A 15045-nucleotide genomic window follows, 5' to 3' on the forward strand; every position below is an offset into this window, starting at 1 on the left:
TGCGGGCTGCCGCCGACGTCCGGGACGAGGCCGATCCGGGTCTCCGGCATGGCGACGGCGGAGCGCTCGGTGACGATCCGGACGGCCGCATGGCCGGAGAGGCCGACGCCGCCGCCCATGGTGATGCCGTCCATCAGCGCGACGTACGGCTTGGGGTAGCGGGAGACCAGCTCGTTGAGCGGGTACTCGACCCGGAAGAACGCCCGGGTGCCCGCGCCGCCGAGCTTGGCGTCGTCGTGCACGGCCCGGATGTCGGCGCCCGCGCACAGGCCGCGTCCGCCCGCGCCGCCGAGCAGGACGGCGCTCACGCCGTCGTCCGCGGCCCAGGCGTCGAGGGCCGCGCGGACGGTCTCCAGCATCGGGCGGGTGAGGGAGTTGAGGGCGCGCGGCCGGTTGAGGGTGATCCGCCCGAGCGGTCCGCTCCGCTCGATCAGTACGTCCTGCTGGGCCTCTGGGGTCGCCATGGCGTCGCTCCCGCCTGTCGGTTGGTACGAAGATCTTCCGCTGCACCGTACCGGGCCCGCCCGGCGGGTCGGCAGGCCCGGTACGGCGGCGGGGCCGCTGTCAGCAGGGGCGCAGCGGCGTGGCGAGCAGGACGGGGGCGGCCGGGACGAGCGGGCGCGGGGCGAAGCCGCAGAGCGTCACCGGGTGCGGGGTCAGCGGGGCGGCCTGGGCCTGCGGGACGGGCATCAGCAGGTTGGCGGCGGCGAGCGCGGCTCCGCAGACCAGGGTGCGCAGCTTCATCATGGGGTCCTCCGGGGAAGAGAGTCGTCCGTGAACGGGTCGCGGCCGTCCCCTTCGGCGCCGGGCGTGGGCGGCCCGGCTCGGGGGAGGCCACTGGTTCTGTGTCGGGACAACTTCTAGTGGCGGAGGGGTTTGCGGCCGCGGAACCTCACCCGTTCGGCGGCGTGCTGCGGACGCGCCGTTGACGGTCCGGGGACATCGGAGCCGTCGCGGGCGCGTCCGCCGGCGGGTCAGCCGGTGACCGTCCCGGTGACCTCGCCGAACCCGACCCGCAAGCCCCCCGGCCCGGGGGCGGTCGCGCTGATGGACACCTCGTCGCCGTCCTCCAGGAAGGTGCGACTGGTGCCGTCGGGCAGTTCGAGGGGGTGCTCGCCGTTCCAGGTGAGCTCGATCAGCGCGCCCCGGGTGTCCGGCTCGGGGCCGGAGACGGTGCCGGAGGCGTACAGGTCACCGGTGCGCAGGCTCGCGCCGTTGGCGGTCAGGTGGGCGAGCTGCTGGGCGGCGGTCCAGTACATGGTGGCGAACGGCGGCCGGGAGACCGGGTGCCCGTTCAGCGAGACCTCCAGCGCCAGGTCCAGGCCCCAGGGCTCGGCCTTGCGGTCGTCCAGGTACGGCAGCGGCTCCACGTCGCGCTCCGGCGGGGCGACCCGGGCGTGCCGCAGCGCGTCCAGCGGCACCACCCAGGGGGAGAGCGAGGTCGCGAAGGACTTGCCGAGGAACGGGCCGAGCGGCACGTACTCCCACGCCTGGATGTCGCGCGCGGACCAGTCGTTGAGCAGGCAGACGCCGAAGACGTGCTCCTCGAAGCCGTCCAGCGGGACGGGGCTGCCCATCGAGCTGGGCGTGCCGACCACGAAGGCCACCTCGGCCTCGATGTCCAGCCGGCGGGACGGGCCGTGGCTCGGCGCGGCGTCGGCGGGGGCCTTGCGCTGGCCGTGCGGGCGCACCACCGGGGTGCCGGAGACCACCACGGTGCCGGAGCGGCCGTGGTAACCGATCGGCAGGTGCTTCCAGTTGGGGGTCAGCGGCTCCTGCCCCGGGCGGAAGATCTTCCCCAGGTTGGTGGCGTGGTGCTCGGAGGCGTAGAAGTCGACGTAGTCGGCGACCTCGAACGGCAGGTGCAGCCGGACGTCGGCCAGCGGCAGCAGGCAGGGCTCGACGTCCGCCCGGTGCGCCGGGTCGGTCAGCCAGGAGGTGAGCGCCGCGCGCACCGCCTGCCAGGTCGAACGGCCGGACGCCATCAGCGGGTTGAGGCTGTCCGCGTCCAGCAGCGCGGACGGCGCGCCGACCGCCCGGGCGGCCGCCCCGGCGTCCAGCACCAGCTCGCCGATCCGGACGCCGATCCGCCGCCGGCCGGGCCGGTCGGCGGCGGTGAACACGCCGTAGGGGAGGTTGTGGACGCCGAACGGGGAGTCGGCGGGCAGGTCGAGCCAGGTGGCGGTGGTGCTCAAGGGGTCTCCAGGAGGCCGAGTCGGGCGAGGTCTTCCAGCGGCTCGGCGATGCTACAGGTGCCGAAAGAGGTGAACGAGGCGCGGACGGCGGCGATCTGACGTTCCGTCAGCGACTCGACGGCGGTGGCCAGTCGGGCGCCGTCCCGCTCGGCGAGCAGTTCGACGGCCTGCGAGCGGTCGGAACTCCCGGCCGCCAGCAGCAGGTTGAGGAAGCCGTGGTGCTCGTAGCCGGTGCCCAGGTCGGTGTGCCGCACCGCGTGGTGCAGCCCCGCCGTGTACTTGTACGGCAGGGCGCGCTCGGCGCAGCCCAGCAGGAAGCCGGCCAGCTCGGTCACGGACGGGAAGGCCGCGTGAGCCAGGCCACCGGTACGGAACTTGGCGCGGTAGCGGGTGCCGGCCAGGGCGTCCAGGCCGTCCTCCAGCCGTTCCGAGCGCGGCAGTTCGACGGCCGCGCCGACGCCCTCCGGCAGCAGCGCGTCGAGTTCCGCCACCGCCGCCCGGACGTCCCCGCCCGCCGCGTACTCGACGGTGGCGACCCGCAGGCCGTCCGCCGCCTTCAGCGTCTCGGCCAGCCGGCCCGGACCGACCACCAGGCCGACCGCGAACTCCGGCTCCAGCGCGCGCAGTTCGGCCAGGGCGTCGACCGGTGCGAGCAGCGGGCCGACCGCCCCCGCGTACCAGGCGGCGCGGTGCGCCCGGTGCGCGGGGACGGCCCCGGCCAGCGGCAGGTCGCCGGGCGGGAAGACCGCCGCGTCGTCGAACAGCCCCCGGTACAGCTCGGGTACGTTCATCGCCTCGCCCAGGTCCACGCGTAGTTCGGGTCCTCGCTGGCGGTGGCGGCCTCGCCGAGCTCCAGCGGGCGGAAGGTGTCCACCATCACCGCCAGCTCGTCGAAGAACTCCACGCCGATCGAGCGCTCGTACGCGCCCGGCTGCGGGCCGTGGGTGTGGCCGCCCGGGTGCAGCGAGATCGACCCCTGTCCGATGCCGGAGCCCTTGCGGGCCTCGTAGTTCCCGCCGCAGTAGAACATCACCTCGTCGCTGTCCACGTTCGCGTGGTAGTACGGCACGGGGATCGACAGCGGGTGGTAGTCCACCTTGCGCGGCACGAAGTTGCAGATCACGAAGTTGTTGCCCTCGAACACCTGGTGGGCCGGCGGCGGCTGGTGCACCCGCCCGGTGATCGGCTCGTAGTCCGCGATGTTGAACGCGTACGGGTACAGGCAGCCGTCCCAGCCCACCACGTCGAACGGGTGGTTCGGCACCGTGTAGCGCGTCCCGACCACGCCCCCCGGACCGCGGTGCTTGACCAGCACGTCCACCTCGCCGCCCTCGACCAGCAGCGGCCCCTCGGGGCCGCGCAGGTCCCGCTCGCAGAACGGCGCGTGCTCGAGCAGCTGGCCGAACTTCGACAGGTAGCGGCGGGCCGGGGTGATGTGGCTGTTCGCCTCGATGCAGTACGCGCGCAGCGGCCCGTCCCCGGTCGGCACCCAGCGGTGGGTGGTGGCCCGCGGGATCAGCACGTAGTCGCCCTGCCCGACCGTCAGCGACCCGAACACTGTCTCCAGCACGGCCGTCCCGGACTCCACGTACACGCACTCGTCGCCCAGCCCGTTGCGGTACAGCTCGCTGGGCGCGCCCGCCGCGACGTAGGAGATCCGGACGTCCGCGTTGCCGAGGACGAGCCGGCGGCCGGTGACCGCGTCCGCCGACTTCCACTCCTCGCCCGGGAACAGCTCGTGCAGCTTCAGGTGGCGGGGCAGCAGCGGGAGGTTGGCGGTGGTGGACTGATCCGGCAGCTCCCAGATCGCGGCGGCCGTCACCGCCGAGGGGATGTGCCGGTGGTACAGCAGCGAGGAGTCCGAGGAGAAGCCCTCCTCGCCCATCAACTCCTCGTAGTACAGCCCGCCCTCGGGGGTGCGGTGCTGGGTGTGCCGCTTGGGCGGCACCGAGCCCAGCTGCCGGTAGTACGCCATCGCCCTGCTTCTCCCTGTCGTCCGTGCCTAGCCGTCAGAGGTTGCCGCGCCGGTCCTGCTCGCGCTCGATCGCCTCGAACAGCGCCTTGAAGTTGCCCTTGCCGAAGCCCAGCGAACCGTGCCGCTCGATGAACTCGTAGAAGACGGTCGGCCGGTCGCCGATCGGCTTGGTGAAGATCTGCAGCAGGTAGCCGTCCTCGTCGCGGTCCACCAGGATGCCGCGCGACTGCAACTCCTCGATCGGGACGCGGACGTGGCCGATCCGCGCGCGCAGCTCCGGGTCCTCGTAGTACGAGTCCGGGGTGGAGAGGAACTCCACGCCGCGCGAGCGCAGCACGTCCACCGTGGTCAGGATGTCGTTGGTGGCCAGCGCCATGTGCTGGCAGCCCGGACCGGTGTAGAACTCCAGGTACTCGTCGATCTGCGACTTCTTCTTCGCCACGGCCGGCTCGTTCAGCGGGAACTTCACCCGGTGGTTGCCGCTCGCCACCACCTTCGACATCAGCGCCGAGTAGTCGGTGGCGATGTCGTCGCCGACGAACTCCGCCATGTTCACGAAGCCCATCACCCGGTTGTAGAACGACACCCACTCGTCCATCCGGCCGAGCTCGACGTTGCCCACCGCGTGGTCCAGCGCCTGGAACAGCCGCTTCGGCGCGCCCTCCGGGCGGACCACCGTCGACTCGCGGGCCACGTAGCCCGGCAGGTACGGGCCGGTGTAGCGGGAGCGGTCGACCAGGGTGTGCCGGGTCTCGCCGTACGCGGCGATCGCCGCGCGGCGCACCGTGCCGTGCTCGTCCGAGACGTCGTTCGGCTCCTCCAGGATCGTGGCGCCCTGGGCGCGGGCGTGCGCGATGCACTTGTCCACGTCCGGGACCTCCATCGCCAGGTCCACCACGCCGTCGCCGTGCCGGCGGTGGTGGTCCAGCAGCGGGCTGTCCGGCGACACGCCGCCCTCGATCACGAACCGGCAGGAGCCGGAGCGCAGCACGAACGACTTGCGGTCCCGGCGGCCGGTCTCCGGGCCCGAGTACGCCACCAGCTCCATGCCGAACACGGACTGGTAGAACTGGGCCGTCTGGGTCGCGTTGCCGACCACGAAGACGACCGCGTCCTGCGCGGTCACCGGGAACGGGTCGGTCGAGGCGTCGTACTCCACCAGGCCCACCAGGGTGCGCAGCTGCTCGGCCGTCAGACCGGCCTGCAACTCCTCGGGGGTCAGTTCAACAGCGGCGTCGGCGGTCATGGGGCATTCCTCCACGTCGAGGTCGGTTGCGCAGAGCTTGCTCCTGCTCGGGGAGGTGGGCAACAGGTCCGGATCCGGCTGCTCAATGTGTACAAGATGAGCAGCGCGGGGGTGCTTCGACTGTACGGATTGCTCAGTGCACCGGGCGCTCGCCCCCTCCGCCGGTCGGCAGCCAGCGGACGAACCAGCGCGCCGCCAGGTCCGCCACCGCCTCCAGCGCCCCCGGCTCGGCGAACAGGTGCCCGGCGCCCGGAACGACCTGCAGGGCGCTCGGGCCGCGCAACTCGGACGCCGCCCGCCGGTTCAACTCCACCACCTCCTCGTCCGCGCCGCCCACCACCAGCAGCGTCGGGACGCCCACCAGCGACAGCCGCGCCGCCGCCAGGTCCGGCCGGCCCCCGCGCGAGACGATCGCGGCCGGGGCGGTGTCCGGCTCGGCCGCCGCCCACAGCGCCGCCGCCGCGCCCGTGCTCGCCCCGAACCAGCCGTACGGCAGGCCCGCCAGCGCGTGGTGGCGCAGCACCGTCCGGGTCGCGGCGACCAGCCGCCCGCCCAGCAGCCCCGGATCGAACACCTTCCACGGCTCCGCCGCCTCCCCGGGCGTCAGCAGGTCGAACAGCACCGTCGCCAGCCCCGCCCGGTGCAGGCGCTCCGCCACCGCCCGGTTGCGCGGACTGCCCCGCCCCGAACCGCTGCCGTGCGCGAACAGCACCACGCCCAGCGCGTCCGCCGGCACCGCCAGCTCGGCCGGACCGGCGGCCAGCGGCACCTCGTACCCGGCGCACCCGCTGCGCCCGGTGCGCCCGGTGCTCCCGGTGCTCTCCGGGCCGGGGGAGGGCTCCAGTGCGGCCAGCACCTCGGCGTCCGCGGTCTGCCGGAAGTCCCGGTAGAACTCGCCGACCGCGCGGAAGTCCTCCGGCGCCGACACCGCCACGTACGCGTCCGCCGCGCCGCCCAGCCGCTCCGCCCAGTCGTGCGGGGCCACCGGCACCGCCAGCACCACCCGCGCCGCCCCGCGCGCCCGGACGATCCGGCAGGCCGCCAGCGCCGACGACCCCGTCGCCACCCCGTCGTCCACCACCAGCACCGTCCGCCCCGCCACCGGCACCGGCTCCCGGCCGCCGCGGTAGGCCGCCGCCCGCCGGGCCAGCTCGGCCCGCTCGCGCGCCTCCACCGCCGCGAACGCCTCCGGCGTCACCCCCGCCGCGTCCACCACCCGCTGGTTGACCACCCGCGCGCCGTCCTCGCCGACCGCGCCCATCGCGACCTCCGACTGCCCCGGAACGCCCACCTTGCGCACCACGCACACGTCCAGCTCGGCGCCCAGCGCGGCCGCCACCACCGCCGCGACCGGGACGCCGCCGCGCGGCAGGGCGACCACGACCGCGCCGCGCAGCTCCGGCGCCCTTGCGAGCAGGGTCTCAGCGAGGCGGTGGCCCGCGTCCGTGCGGTCGGTGAAGTGCATGGCGGAACCTCTCCACCCTCCACGGTACGCGCCCCGGTAAGGAAAAAATAAGGACAAACCGGTGGGTAGCGTTACATACCGCCCAGGGTGGGTAGCGACCAATTGGCTCACATGTCCCGACTACGAGGAGGTGGTCCCGGTGTCGACCCACATGTCGTCGGGTATGGAACACCATCCGGACATCCTGGCCCTGCGTGAACACGCGGAGCGCGTCACATCCACCACCGCCGGCCAGGGCACCGAAGCCCTCGCCATCTGCGCCGGCCTCTTCCTGGCGATCTCCCCCTGGGTGGTCGGCTTCTCCGGCTTCACCGGCCTGACCATCAGCAACCTGGTGCTCGGCATCGCCTACGCCGTCCTGATGGCCGGCTACGGCTCCGCCTTCGGCCGCACCCACGCCCGCGCCTGGGCGTGCGTCGCGATCGGCGCCTGGACGGTCATCGCCCCCTGGGCGGTCAACGGCGGCGCGCACGTCCGCCGGACCATCCTCACCAACGTCATCACCGGCGGAGTCATGACCTGCCTGGCCCTGGCCGCGGTCGGCATGGTCTTCGCGGGGATGACGGCACGCCACAGCAGGTAGGGGGTGGAGAGGGGCTCAGAAGAGCACCTTCAGGGGCTCGGGGAACGGCGAGTCCGTGCTGCTGACGGTCGGAGCCCATCGGAGGTTCGTGCTGCTGCGTGCAGTAACAGAACCGGAAGCCGATGCGCGCTCCGGCAGTGAACCGCCAGCAGACCGGGCCTCGCCGTTCCCCGAGCCCCTGGTTTGTTCCCCTTCGCCGTTACTGGTCATTCGGGGCGGGTCATCCGCAGGACGTCCAGGGCCTCGTCGAGTTGGGCCTCGGTGAGCAGGCCGCGGTCGACGTAGCCGCGGTCGAGGACGACCTGGCGGATGGTCCTGCGTTCGGCGAGGGACTGCTTGGCGACCTTCGCCGCCTCCTCGTAGCCGAGGTAGCGGTTGAGGGGGGTCACCACGGAGGGGGAGGACTCGGCGTACTCGCGGGCGCGCTCCGCGTTGGCGGTGATGCCGGAGACCGTGCGGTCGGCGAGCAGGCGGGCGGAGGTGGTGAGCAGGCGGACGGACTCCAGCACGCTGCGGGCGATGACGGGGAGCATCACGTTGAGCTCGAAGTTGCCGCTCGCGCCGGCCACCGTGACAGTGGCGTCGTTGCCGATGACCTGCGCGGCGACCATCAGGACCACCTCGGGCAGCACGGGGTTGACCTTGCCGGGCATGATCGAGGAGCCGGGCTGGAGGTCGGGGAGGTTGATCTCGGCGAGGCCGGTGCGCGGCCCGGAGCCCATCCAGCGCAGGTCGTTGGCGATCTTGGTGAAGCCGGTGGCGATCGTCCGGAGCTGGCCGCTGAGCTCGACCAGGCCGTCGCGGGCGCCCTGGGCCTCGAAGTGGTTGCGGGCCTCGGTCAGCGGGAGGCCGGTGGCGCGGGCGACCTCGGCGATGACGGCGGCGGAGAAGCCGGGCGGGGTGTTGATGCCGGTGCCCACGGCCGTTCCGCCGAGCGGGAGTTCGGCCACCCGGGGGAGCGTCGCCCGCAGCCGTTCGACGCCGTACCGGACCTGGGCCGCGTAGCCGCCGAACTCCTGGCCGAGGGTGACGGGGGTGGCGTCCATCAGGTGGGTGCGGCCGGACTTGACGACCTCCGCGAACTCGGCGGACTTGGCCTCCAGGGCCCGCGCCAGGTGCTCCAGAGCAGGGACCAGCTCGTGCAGGACGGCGCCCGTCGCGGCGACGTGGATCGAGGACGGGAAGACGTCGTTCGACGACTGCGAGGCGTTGACCTGGTCGTTGGGGTGCACCGGGCGGCCCAGCCGCTCGGCGGCCAGGGTGGCGATCACCTCGTTGGCGTTCATGTTGGAGGAGGTGCCGGAGCCGGTCTGGAACACGTCCACCGGGAACTGGTCGTCCCAGCGGCCCTCGGCGACCTCCTCGGCGGCCGAGCGGATCGCCCCGGCCGTCTCCCCGTCCAGCACGCCGAGTTCGGCGTTGACGGTGGCGGCCGCCGCCTTGATCCGGGCCAGCGCCGCGATGTGGGCGCGCTCCAGGCGCTGCCCGGACACCGGGAAGTTCTCCACCGCGCGCTGGGTCTGCGCCCGCCACTTGGCCGCCGCCGGGACGCGGACCTCGCCCATCGAGTCGTGCTCGACCCGCCACTGCCCGTCCTGCCCGTCCTGCCGCTGCGCCTGCTGGTCCTGCTGTCCGTCCGCCATGGTCGGTACACCTCCTGGACCGGTCAGCCTTCCACGGGCGCCCGGCATTCCCGGCGCGCCGCGGCCGCGTGTCGGCGCACCCGGCCCGCCGTGGCGCCCTTGACCGGGCGGCGTACCGACCGGTAGGGACAGCGGTGGCACACCCCGCAACCCCGCACACCCCGCACGCCCGCTCGCACCCTCCGAGGAGCCCGCCCATGGCCACCGCCCCCGCTGTCACGACCCCCGACCCGCTCGACCTGCTCGGCGTCGACGAACTGCTCACCGAGGACGAGCGGCTGATCCGCGACAGCGTCCGCGCCTTCACCGACCGGCACGTCCGGCCGCAGCTCGCCGAGTGGTACGGGGCCGGCACCTTCCCGGTCCGCGAACTCGCCCCCGAACTCGGAAAGTTGGGCGTCCTCGGGATGCACCTGGAGGGCTACGGCTGCACCGGGTCCACGGCCACCGAGTACGGGGTGGCGTGCATGGAGCTGGAGGCCGCCGACTCGGGGCTGCGCAGCTTCGTCTCGGTGCAGGGCTCGCTGGCGATGCGCTCGATCCACGCCTTCGGCTCGGAGGAGCAGAAGCTGCGCTGGCTACCGGAGTTGGCTGCCGGCCGGGCCGTCGGCTGCTTCGGCCTGACCGAGCCGGAGGCCGGCTCCGACCCCGCCTCGATGCGCACCCGGGCCCGGCGGGACGGCACCGACTGGGTGCTGGACGGCACCAAGACGTGGATCACCAACGGCTCGGTCGCCGACGTCGCGGTGGTCTGGGCGGCCACCGAGGACGGCGTGCGCGGCTTCCTCGTCCCGCGCGGGACGCCCGGCTTCACCGCCCACGACATCCCCGGCAAGCTCTCGCTGCGTGCCTCGGTCACCAGCGAACTCGCCCTCGACGGCGTCCGGTTGCCCGCCGAGGCGCAGCTGCCGCAGGCCCGCGGCCTGCGCGCCCCGCTCTCCTCGCTCGGCGAGGCCCGCTACGGCATCCTGTGGGGCACCGTCGGCGCGGCCCGCGACTGCTACCGGACGGCCGTCGAATACGCCCGCGACCGCGTCCAGTTCGGCCGGCCGATCGGCGGCTTCCAGCTGACCCAGGCCAAACTCGTCGAGATGGCACTGGAGTTGGAGAAGGCGTACCTGGTCGCGGTGCGGATCGGCCGGCTCAAGGACGAGGGCCGCGCGCAGGCCGCGCACATCTCCTTCGGCAAGCTCAACAACGTCCGCGCCGCGCTGGAGATCGCCCGCACCGCCCGCACGATCCTCGGCGCCAACGGCATCACCACCGCCTACCCGGCGCTCCGGCACGCCAACAACCTGGAGTCGGTGCTCACCTACGAGGGCACCGCCGAGATCCACACCCTGGTCCTCGGCGAGGCGATCACCGGCGAGTCCGCCTACCGCTGAGCGGCAAAACCGGTGGTGGGGCGGGGAGTCGGACAGCCAGGATGGGCGGCATGACGACGCGGCAGCCCGAGACGACCACCCTGTGGCGGCCCACCGGGCCCGAGGAACTGGCGCTGGTCGAGGCGTCCGGGTGGCGGGCCTGGCCGCCCCGGCTGCCCGAGCAGCCGATCTTCTACCCGGTGCTCAACGAGGACTACGCGATCCGGATCGCCCGGGACTGGAACGTGCCCGCCTCCGGCGTCGGGTACGTCACCCGCTTCGAGGTGGGGACGGAGTTCCTGCGGCGCTACCCGGTGCGCCGGGCCGGCGGCGAGACCATTCTCGAACTGTGGGTGCCGGCCGAGGAGTTGGCGGAGTTCAACCGGCACCTGGTGGGGGAGATCCAGGTGGTGCGGGAGTACCGGTGAGTCCACCGGGTGGGAGTCCCGGGTCCGTCGGAAGGCGGGGTTCCGGGGGGCCGGGTACGACTTCAGGGGGACCGGGGTCGGTACCTGGTGCGCATGGATCCCGGCGGCGGGGGCCGCCACGATGGAGGGGACGGGACACGCGAGAGGGGCGAGGACGATGCGGGGCGGACGGGCGGCGACGGTGGTGCTGGGGGCGGCGGCCGCGGTGATGCTGCTGGTGATGGTGGCACCGGCCGCCGTCCAGCAGCTGCGGGACCGGATGGACCACACCGCCCGCTACCCCACCGGGGCCGCCGCCAAGGCCGAGCGCGGCAGCGCGGCGCCGGGCTGGCTGCCCGACTCCGCCACCTCGGTCGTCCTGCTGGGCTCCGACCGGCAGGGCGACCGGCTGATCCGCGCCACCCTGCCGGAGCGCGCCCTGCCCGCCGCCTGCACCGCCGGCAGCCCGCTCGGCAGCGTCCACCTGCGCGCGCCCTGGTTCCCGGCCGACACCCCGCAGCGGGCCACCGCGCACTGCGGCCTGTACGACGTCGCGCTGGTCGGCGACCAGCTCTACGGCTGGCAGGACGCGGCCGTGGTCGCCGCCAGCCGCAGCACCGCCCCGGCGAACTGAGTTCTCGGCTTTTCCACGGGCGGCCGGATGGGGTGGGATGGGACGGAGCGCGTGTCCCGCCCATCCCCGAGGAGCCCCATGCCAGGCCCGACCGTCGGACCCGACGGCGACCAGACCGCCCCCCTCCGGCCGCGGGGGGTGGCCGCGGAGACCCCGCAGGGCGCCCCCTTCGCCACCGCCACCGTGATCACCCTGGGCAGCCTCGTCGCGCTCGGGCCGTTCACCACCGACCTGTACCTGCCCGCACTGCCCGACCTGACCGCCGACCTGCACTCCACCGCACCCGCCGCCCAGCTCACCCTGACCGGTTCGCTGCTCGGCATGGTGATCGGCCAGCTGCTGTTCGGCCCGCTCAGCGACCGCCTCGGCCGCCGCCGCCCGATGCTGGCCGGCCTCGTCGCGTACACCGCCGCCAGCCTGCTGTGCGCGTTCGCCGGCTCGATGCCGGTGCTGGTCGCCGGACGGGTGGTGCAGGGCGCCGCGGGCTCGGCCGCGCTGGTGATCGCCCGAGCGGTGGTCCGGGACCGGCTGGAGGGCGTCGCGATGATCCGCTTCCTGGCCACCATGGGCCTGATCTCCGGCCTCGCCCCGATCGTCGCCCCGCTGGCCGGCGCCCAACTGCTGCACGTCACCGACTGGCGCGGCACCTTCGTCGCACTGGCCCTGCTCGGCGCGCTGCTCACCGCCGCCTGCGCCCTCGGCCTGCGCGAGACGCTGCCGCCCGGACGGCGGCACGGCGGCGGCCTCGGCACCACCGTCCGGGCGATTGGCGGGCTGCTGCGCGACCGGACCTTCCTCGGCTACCTGCTGACCGGCACCTTCGCCTTCGGCGCGCTGTTCGCGTACGTCGGCGGCTCCTCGGTGGTGCTGCAGGAGGTGTACCGGATCACCCCGCAGACCTACAGCCTGGTGTTCGCGGTCAACTCGATCGCGCTGCTGGCCGTGACCCAGCTCAACGGCCGCTTCCTGGTGCAGCGCCACTCCGAGCGGACGCTGCTGCCGGCCGGCCTGGGCGCCGCCGCGGCGGCCGGTGCCGCCGTGGTGCTGTGCACCACCGTGTGGGACACCGGCCTGGCCGGGGTGTGGCCCGCGCTGACGCTGCTGATGGCCTCGATGGGCGTCATCCTGCCCAACGCCAACGGCCGGGCGCTGACCATGGCCCCGCACGCCGCCGGGTCCGCGTCCGCGCTGCTGGGCACCGGCACCTACCTGTGCGGCGCGGTGGTCGCCCCGCTCAGCAGCCTGGGCGGGCACCCGTCCGCTACGGCGCTCGGCGCGGTCGTGCTGGGCTGCGCGCTGCTGGCGCTGGGCTGCTACCTGCCGCTGTGCCGGAGCAGGTGACCGCCCGCCGCTGACCCGTCCGCGGCCGTCCCGCCCGCCGCGGAGCGGTCTGGCCGGCGGCGGACGGGTGCCCGCGGATCAGCTGTGCGAGCCCCGGCGGCGGCGCACGGCCACCAGGATTCCGGCGCCGAGCGCCAGGGCCGCGGCACCGCCGGCGGCGATCCGCGTCGTGTCGCCCGCGCCGGTCTCGGCGAGCTCGGCGCCCTGGTGGGCGGCCTGCGTGGTCGGCGCGGCGCTGGTCGGGGTGGCGCTAGTCGGCGCGGCGCTGGTCGGGGTGGCGCTCGGCGTGGTGCCGGTCGGAGCGCCAGCGGTGGGCGTGCCGGTGCTGGTGTCGGCGGTCGCCGAGGCCGAGGCCGACGGGGAGGCCGAGGGCTGGGCCGACGGGGAGGCCGAGGCGGCGCTGTCCACCACGGCGAAGTCGTGGAACGCGTATCCGGTGAACTGCGTGCAGACCCCGGTGCCGTTCTGGTCGGACGCGGGCTGGTCGGAGGAGTCCCAGGGGAGGAACGTGTCGCTGTCGTCCTCCAGGAGCGCCGACCCGCCGCTCTCCGTGGCCTGGTACTTCCCGACGCGCGCCTCGGCGGTGGCCGCGATGCGGAGCGTGAGCGTCAGCGAGGCGCCCTTCGGGATCTGGTACTGCCCGGAGTTGATGATCGAGGAGAAGTCACCGGTGCCGAAGTCGACCTTCCTCCACTCACCGCCGGGGGCCTTGATCTCGACCGCGAAGGAGCCGGCCGGCAGTTCGGCCTCCAGGTAGGCGACGTAGAGCGAGGTCCGGAAGTCCTTGACGTCGTGGTCCACGGAGTTCTGGAAGGTGACGGTCGACTCCACGGCCGGGCCGCCCTTGACCAGCTCGGCGGGGAATCCCGGCCAGGTGGTGGTGAGTTCGGGGTGGTTCTGGACGCCGCCGGCCGGGCGGTTCCTAGTGCCGCGTCAGGCAACCTTCGCCCGTCGCGACGCCCGGCACGCCCTCTCGCCGCACCGGCCGAAAACCCGAGTACATCCAGTACGAGGGCTTCCGGCCGGCACGCCGACAGCACGCACCAGGGGGGCACCTCCCAGCCCCCCTCGGGGCTGGGGGAGCCGCTCCTTCACGGCAAAGGTTGCCTGACGCGGCACTAGTGCGCGCTGCCCCGGGCCAGGAGTTGGGCCCGGGTGGTGGCCGCGAAGCTCGGGCCGGCCGCGGTGGCGGTCGCGTCCGCCGTGGTGCCGCCCGGCTTCTGGGTGCCGGAGACGGTCAGGTAGACGTACCGGCCCACCGAGGCGTGGGTGTTGGCGCAGCCGGTGCTGGTGCAGTACGAGGCGTGGCCGCTGGGGACCAGGCCCTGCACCTGGCCCTTGAAGCCCGCCATCACCGCGTCCGCCTGCGCCTTGCTGTCCAGTACCGCGACGCCGATGGTGACGGCGCTGTTGCCCGAGGTGTAGGTCACCCGGAGCATCGACCGGCAGCCCTGCGCCGCCAGCACGTCGCCCAGGCCGCCGGTGGTGGCCTGGTAGCAGGTCGCGGTCTGGGCGTCGGCCAGCCTGGTCCAGGTCTTGCCGCCGATCTGCATCGTCGCGGCGGGCAGCAGCCCGGCCGGGGTGAGCGGGGCGGTGTCGGTGGCCGCCGAGGAGATCACCGTCAGCGGGTCGGGCGGGGCTGCCGGGGCGGAAGAGGCTTTCGCGGAGGGCGACTTGCTCGGGCTCCGGCTCGCGCTGCGCGAGGGCGAGGCGGACGCCGAGGGCGAGGGGGAGGCGGACGGCGAGGGGGAGCCGCTGGGCGACTCGGCGGGGGACGGGTCGCCGCTGCTGTCGGGCTGCTGCGGCGGGAGGGAGGTGGCCTCGACCAGGACCGTCGGATCGGCCTTGGGCTTGCCGGAGGAGGAAGAGGCGGTGGCCGCGACGGCGGTGATCCCGCCGACCGCGACGACGGCGGCCAGGACGCCGCCGGCGGCCTTCATCCGTTTGCGCCGGGAGACTTCGCGCTGGTGCTGGTCGGCGAGCGCGGCCCAGTCCGGTTCGTCGAACTGCACCTGCACCTGCGGTTGCGGCTGCACCTGTCCCGGCGGCTGTCCCGGTGCCTGTCCCGGCAGACCCGGCTGCCCGGGTGCCGGCGGCTCGCCCTGGTTCGTTCCCCACCCGTTGGTCATGGACGATGATCCTAGAACACCGGTTCGCACGGGCCGGGCCCGGACGGTGGCGGAGTGCCACCG

Annotated in this window: 15 protein-coding genes; 5 read left to right on the plus strand and 10 right to left on the minus strand. The window is 74.1% G+C overall.

What is annotated here, in order from left to right; translation table 11 throughout:
- The 7 genes from ACFUEL_RS19665 to ACFUEL_RS19695 all read right to left on the minus strand — a co-directional run.
- Positions 1–464 (minus strand): enoyl-CoA hydratase/isomerase family protein (locus tag ACFUEL_RS19665; protein WP_380237641.1); only part of this gene is annotated, 464 nt, incomplete at its 3' end.
- A 100-nt stretch (positions 465–564) separates the two neighbouring features.
- Complete coding sequence (locus tag ACFUEL_RS19670; RefSeq protein ID WP_380237642.1) at positions 565–744, minus strand: hypothetical protein; 180 nt, start codon at positions 742–744, stop codon at positions 565–567.
- A gap of 230 nt (positions 745–974) precedes the next feature.
- Positions 975–2195, minus strand: coding sequence for a fumarylacetoacetase (gene fahA, locus ACFUEL_RS19675; RefSeq protein WP_380237643.1), 1221 nt, complete (start codon positions 2193–2195; stop codon positions 975–977).
- The gene (locus tag ACFUEL_RS19680) at positions 2192–3004 is read right to left on the minus strand and encodes a hypothetical protein (RefSeq protein WP_380237644.1); all 813 of its coding nucleotides are present in this window, start codon (positions 3002–3004) and stop codon (positions 2192–2194) included. The genes fahA and ACFUEL_RS19680 overlap by 4 nt, the downstream gene beginning before the upstream one ends.
- The gene (locus ACFUEL_RS19685; RefSeq protein ID WP_380237646.1) at positions 2983–4170 is read right to left on the minus strand and encodes a homogentisate 1,2-dioxygenase; all 1188 of its coding nucleotides are present in this window, start codon (positions 4168–4170) and stop codon (positions 2983–2985) included. Before ACFUEL_RS19685 ends, ACFUEL_RS19680 begins: the two co-directional genes overlap by 22 nt.
- A gap of 34 nt (positions 4171–4204) precedes the next feature.
- Positions 4205–5416 carry a 4-hydroxyphenylpyruvate dioxygenase gene (gene hppD, locus ACFUEL_RS19690; RefSeq protein WP_380237647.1) on the minus strand — a complete coding sequence of 404 codons (1212 nt, stop codon included), beginning with the start codon at positions 5414–5416 and terminating at the stop codon, positions 4205–4207.
- Between the two features lie 133 nt (positions 5417–5549).
- Positions 5550–6881 carry a phosphoribosyltransferase family protein gene (locus tag ACFUEL_RS19695; RefSeq protein ID WP_380237648.1) on the minus strand — a complete coding sequence of 444 codons (1332 nt, stop codon included), beginning with the start codon at positions 6879–6881 and terminating at the stop codon, positions 5550–5552.
- A gap of 163 nt (positions 6882–7044) precedes the next feature.
- On the opposite strand from ACFUEL_RS19695, the gene ACFUEL_RS19700 reads away from it, so the two are divergent.
- Complete coding sequence (locus ACFUEL_RS19700) at positions 7045–7464, plus strand: SPW repeat protein (protein WP_380237649.1); 420 nt, start codon at positions 7045–7047, stop codon at positions 7462–7464.
- A gap of 206 nt (positions 7465–7670) precedes the next feature.
- Here ACFUEL_RS19700 and ACFUEL_RS19705 read toward each other — a convergent pair whose 3' ends face one another.
- Entirely contained in the window at positions 7671–9107 is a 1437-nt protein-coding gene (locus ACFUEL_RS19705; protein ID WP_380237650.1) for a class II fumarate hydratase, read from the minus strand.
- A 197-nt stretch (positions 9108–9304) separates the two neighbouring features.
- Between ACFUEL_RS19705 and ACFUEL_RS19710 the strand changes: the two genes are divergently transcribed.
- The 4 genes from ACFUEL_RS19710 to ACFUEL_RS19725 all read left to right on the plus strand — a co-directional run bounded on the left by ACFUEL_RS19710 (position 9305) and on the right by ACFUEL_RS19725 (position 12853).
- Positions 9305–10492, plus strand: a complete 1188-nt coding sequence (locus tag ACFUEL_RS19710) for an acyl-CoA dehydrogenase family protein (RefSeq protein WP_380237651.1) — start codon at positions 9305–9307, stop codon at positions 10490–10492.
- Between the two features lie 50 nt (positions 10493–10542).
- Positions 10543–10899: a hypothetical protein gene (locus ACFUEL_RS19715; RefSeq protein ID WP_380237652.1), complete on the plus strand. Its 357-nt coding sequence runs from the start codon at positions 10543–10545 to the stop codon at positions 10897–10899.
- 157 nt (positions 10900–11056) lie between these two features.
- A complete protein-coding gene (locus tag ACFUEL_RS19720; protein WP_380237653.1) occupies positions 11057–11512 on the plus strand; it encodes a hypothetical protein in 456 nt (151 codons plus the stop codon).
- Positions 11513–11590: 78 nt separating this feature from the next.
- Entirely contained in the window at positions 11591–12853 is a 1263-nt protein-coding gene (locus tag ACFUEL_RS19725; protein WP_380237654.1) for a multidrug effflux MFS transporter, read from the plus strand.
- Positions 12854–12931: 78 nt separating this feature from the next.
- On the opposite strand, the gene ACFUEL_RS19730 is transcribed toward ACFUEL_RS19725, so the two are convergent.
- Both ACFUEL_RS19730 and ACFUEL_RS19735 read right to left on the minus strand, forming a co-directional pair.
- Complete coding sequence (locus ACFUEL_RS19730) at positions 12932–13684, minus strand: hypothetical protein (RefSeq protein ID WP_380237655.1); 753 nt, start codon at positions 13682–13684, stop codon at positions 12932–12934.
- 287 nt (positions 13685–13971) lie between these two features.
- A complete protein-coding gene (locus tag ACFUEL_RS19735) occupies positions 13972–14865 on the minus strand; it encodes a hypothetical protein (RefSeq protein ID WP_380237657.1) in 894 nt (297 codons plus the stop codon).
- Positions 14866–15045: the final 180 nt, after the last annotated feature.

Source organism: Kitasatospora sp. NPDC057198 (assembly GCF_042670125.1).
GTDB lineage: Bacteria > Actinomycetota > Actinomycetes > Streptomycetales > Streptomycetaceae > Kitasatospora.

What these genes read in the sequence shown, in the direction of transcription:
- ACFUEL_RS19670 (WP_380237642.1), bottom strand. Translation starts at nt 744, where the DNA reads ATGAAGCTGCGCACCCTGGTCTGCGGAGCCGCGCTCGCCGCCGCCAAC.
- ACFUEL_RS19685 (WP_380237646.1), bottom strand. Translation starts at nt 4,170, where the DNA reads ATGGCGTACTACCGGCAGCTGGGCTCGGTGCCGCCCAAGCGGCACACC.
- hppD (WP_380237647.1), bottom strand. Translation starts at nt 5,416, where the DNA reads ATGACCGCCGACGCCGCTGTTGAACTGACCCCCGAGGAGTTGCAGGCC.
- ACFUEL_RS19695 (WP_380237648.1), bottom strand. Translation starts at nt 6,881, where the DNA reads ATGCACTTCACCGACCGCACGGACGCGGGCCACCGCCTCGCTGAGACC.
- ACFUEL_RS19700 (WP_380237649.1), top strand. Translation starts at nt 7,045, where the DNA reads ATGGAACACCATCCGGACATCCTGGCCCTGCGTGAACACGCGGAGCGC.
- ACFUEL_RS19705 (WP_380237650.1), bottom strand. Translation starts at nt 9,107, where the DNA reads ATGGCGGACGGACAGCAGGACCAGCAGGCGCAGCGGCAGGACGGGCAG.
- ACFUEL_RS19710 (WP_380237651.1), top strand. Translation starts at nt 9,305, where the DNA reads ATGGCCACCGCCCCCGCTGTCACGACCCCCGACCCGCTCGACCTGCTC.
- ACFUEL_RS19715 (WP_380237652.1), top strand. Translation starts at nt 10,543, where the DNA reads ATGACGACGCGGCAGCCCGAGACGACCACCCTGTGGCGGCCCACCGGG.
- ACFUEL_RS19720 (WP_380237653.1), top strand. Translation starts at nt 11,057, where the DNA reads ATGCGGGGCGGACGGGCGGCGACGGTGGTGCTGGGGGCGGCGGCCGCG.
- ACFUEL_RS19725 (WP_380237654.1), top strand. Translation starts at nt 11,591, where the DNA reads ATGCCAGGCCCGACCGTCGGACCCGACGGCGACCAGACCGCCCCCCTC.